Here is a 3,124-nt window from a genome sequence, read left to right on the forward strand (position 1 = left end):
GCGCCAACACCGAGCCAACACTCAAGTCGATACCCGCGGTTAAAATCACCAATGTCATCCCTACGGCGATAATCGCGTTCACCGAGGTTTGACGCAGGATGTTAAGCAGGTTGTCGACCATGAAAAAGTTGCTGTTTAAAAATGACATCACCACGATCAGCACCAACAGGGCAATGAGTGATTTTTGCTCAATCAACCACGCTTTACTGAACAGGGGTTTACGTCCATCCTCTGACGGCTGGGACTTATTGACTGCATTTGAGCTCATGCTGCATCCTCATTGGCATCTTTGCCTACCGCACAGGCAAGCAGAGTTTCTTGGTTAGCGTCCTTGGCATCAAATTCACCGCACACGCGGCCTTCGTGCATCACTAAGATGCGATCACTCATGCCAAGCACTTCGGGCATTTCTGACGACACCAAGATGATGCTCATGCCCTCGGCTTTAAATTGATTAATTAACTGGTAAATTTCTTTTTTAGCGCCGACATCGACACCACGCGTCGGCTCATCCAAAATCAGCACTTTCGGCTTGGTCATCAGCCCTTTGGCGATCGCCACTTTTTGCTGGTTACCACCCGACAAGTTGCCAATAATTTGGTCACGATGTGGGGTTTTAATATTAAAAAGACGAATAAAATCATCCACCGCCATCACTTCATCGCGCGGCTGAATTTTGCCCCAATGGGTGAGCTTATCGAGTGCACTGAGTGACATGTTGTCTTTCACCGATAACCCCAGCACCAAGCCCTCGCCTTTGCGGTCTTCAGAGATGTAAGCAATGCCGTTGGCCAGCGCATCTTGCGGACTCACTGGGTTAATCACCTTGCCATCAAGCCGAATCACGCCGGCATCACGCGACATGGCACCATAGATAATTTTCATTAACTCCGTACGCCCGGCGCCCATCAGGCCCGATACACCCAGAATTTCACTACGGTGCAGCTGAAAACTCACCGCTTCCACCCCGTGGCCGCTGACATTTTCCACCTCAAGGCTTATTCCATCAGAGGTGACATCACTTCGTGGGTATTGTTCAGCGAGTTTGCGGCCCACCATCATTTCAATCAGGCCGTCTTCATCGGTATCACTCACGGGACACTCACCAATAAACTTGCCGTCACGTAATACGGTGATCCGATCGCAAATCTCAAAAATTTCTTTTAAACGGTGAGAGATATAAACTATGCCGCAGCCTTGCGCTCGCAGCTCGTTGATCACCGCAAACAGCGAGGCGGTTTCGGTGTCGGTCAAAGCATCGGTCGGCTCATCCATAATGATCACCTGCGACTCAAACGACAGCGCTTTGGCAATTTCCACCATTTGCTGCTCGCCCAAGCTCAGGCTGCCAAGTGGCGTGGTGCCACGTGCTTTCACATTTAAACGCGCCAACAGCTTATCGGCTTCTTCCGCCATCTTGGTCCAGTCAATCTTGCCAAACCGGTTAGTAAACTCGCGGCCTAAGAAGATGTTCTCTGCAATGGTCAGCTCTGGGATCAAATTAAGCTCTTGGTGAATAATACTGATCCCCGCTTGCTGCGAATCACGCGGTCCTTTAAACGAGACCGGCTCGCCTTGATAGTTCACGTCACCACTGTCGGCGTGATAAATCCCGGTGAGGACCTTCATCAAGGTGGACTTGCCCGCACCATTCTCGCCGAGTAGCGCCATTACCTCGCCGGGATAGACATTTAAGCTCGCCTCATCGAGGGCGCGCACCCCGGGAAAGGTTTTTACGACTTGGTTGAGTTGTAAGATAGGTTGCGTCATTGTGGTTACTCGCTTAGGCCCACCTAAAAGGTGACACCGGCTTGAAAAATCACATTGGCATAAGGCGTGCACTCGCCGGTGCGTACCACCGCTTTGCTCTGCACAGTGCGTGCTTTAAAGGCCTCGTGGCTGATCGTGGTCACAGTGATCGGCTGCTGACGCGCAGCACTCTCTTGCTCTAGTCGCGCAAGCAAGGCTTGGTGCAGCGCTGGGCTAACTGCAGCAAGCTCTTCTGCAATCACCACCGATTCAATGCAGGTGTGAGCTAACACCGCCTCGACCGTCTGCATAAAGCTCGGCACCCCTTGGGTTAGCGCCAAATCAATACGCGACACCGAGTTGGGGATCGGCAACCCCGCATCACACACCGTCAATTCATCGGTGTGTCCAATTTGGGTTACGAGCCGTGCAAGCTCTGGATGGAGCAAACCATGCTTATTCATTCATCACCTTCTCACTCACGATGGACTTAATCAGCGCTCACTGTGCGCTGGCACGTTTTCTTATGATCAGCGTTTTCCCTCAGGAAAAAACGCCATCGAAACGTTTCGATAACGTGAATAATGCAGATGAAAGAAAAATTTCACCATCTGTAAACATCACAGATGTGAGAGGGATCGACTATTGATATTGGAATCATTAGTAAAGGGAGAGATAAATCACACAGCCTGTGTTAGTAGTACAGTTTTGCGTGCTGCAGGAAAAGTGAGGTGACTGTCCCGAGAATATCAGGCGAGATAGAGGCTAGAAACTAGAAACTAGAAACTAGAAACTAGAAACTAGAAACTAGAATACGGAATACAGAAAGAGCAAGAGCGCCGATGCGAGCACGAGGCTGCTTTCACTTATACTGTAAGCGAAGCGAATTGTATTCCTATACCCGAATATCGATAACGCAATACAGAGTACAGAAAACGCAAGAACCTCAATGCGAGCGCGATCTGCTCTATCTAGTCTCTCGTTTCTAGAAGCGAAGCGTCTCACTTCTCGTTCTTCTCCAGCGGTTCATTCAACACCGGCACCGCTTGGCAAAATGTGCACTCATCATTATCCACCGAGGCGCCACCCGACTCCACGTAGCGAATACGATGACTCGCTTTGCTCCGGTTAGCCGACACCGCAAACCGCCGCTGGTCACGCTCGGGAATGGTCTTTTCTGTGTCATGCTCAGCCATGATTTACCTCCTTTAATTACCAAGAACCGCTCTGCTGGATGTTAATGGAGTAGCTCTAACTAGACTAACCAAAAGTGCCTGTCCTTCTAGATGGACAAAGTCGGACAAGCGCCAACACGATGTGAGCCTCGTCCCTCGGTGTAACTGGCGCGCCTCCGACACGGAGGTCAAATTTGGCA

General features: G+C 50.5%; 3 protein-coding genes and 1 pseudogene. All 4 read right to left on the reverse strand.

The features are described from left to right. Positions 1 to 268 (reverse strand): annotated as a pseudogene (gene rbsC, locus C7A19_RS13970) (ribose ABC transporter permease); the annotation flags it as partial. After that, positions 265 to 1,770: a ribose ABC transporter ATP-binding protein RbsA gene (gene rbsA / locus C7A19_RS13975; protein ID WP_116645178.1), complete on the reverse strand. Its 1,506-nt coding sequence runs from the start codon at positions 1,768 to 1,770 to the stop codon at positions 265 to 267. The pseudogene rbsC and the gene rbsA, both read right to left, overlap by 4 nt. Before the next feature lie 23 nt (positions 1,771 to 1,793). Continuing rightward, a complete protein-coding gene (gene rbsD / locus C7A19_RS13980) occupies positions 1,794 to 2,213 on the reverse strand; it encodes a D-ribose pyranase (protein WP_116645179.1) in 420 nt (139 codons plus the stop codon). Positions 2,214 to 2,750: 537 nt separating this feature from the next. After that, positions 2,751 to 2,945 carry a hypothetical protein gene (locus C7A19_RS13985; protein ID WP_116645180.1) on the reverse strand — a complete coding sequence of 65 codons (195 nt, stop codon included), beginning with the start codon at positions 2,943 to 2,945 and terminating at the stop codon, positions 2,751 to 2,753. Positions 2,946 to 3,124 lie beyond the last annotated feature (179 nt).

This window comes from Salinivibrio sp. HTSP (genome assembly GCF_003390965.1).
GTDB classification, from domain to species: Bacteria; Pseudomonadota; Gammaproteobacteria; order Enterobacterales; family Vibrionaceae; genus Salinivibrio; species Salinivibrio kushneri.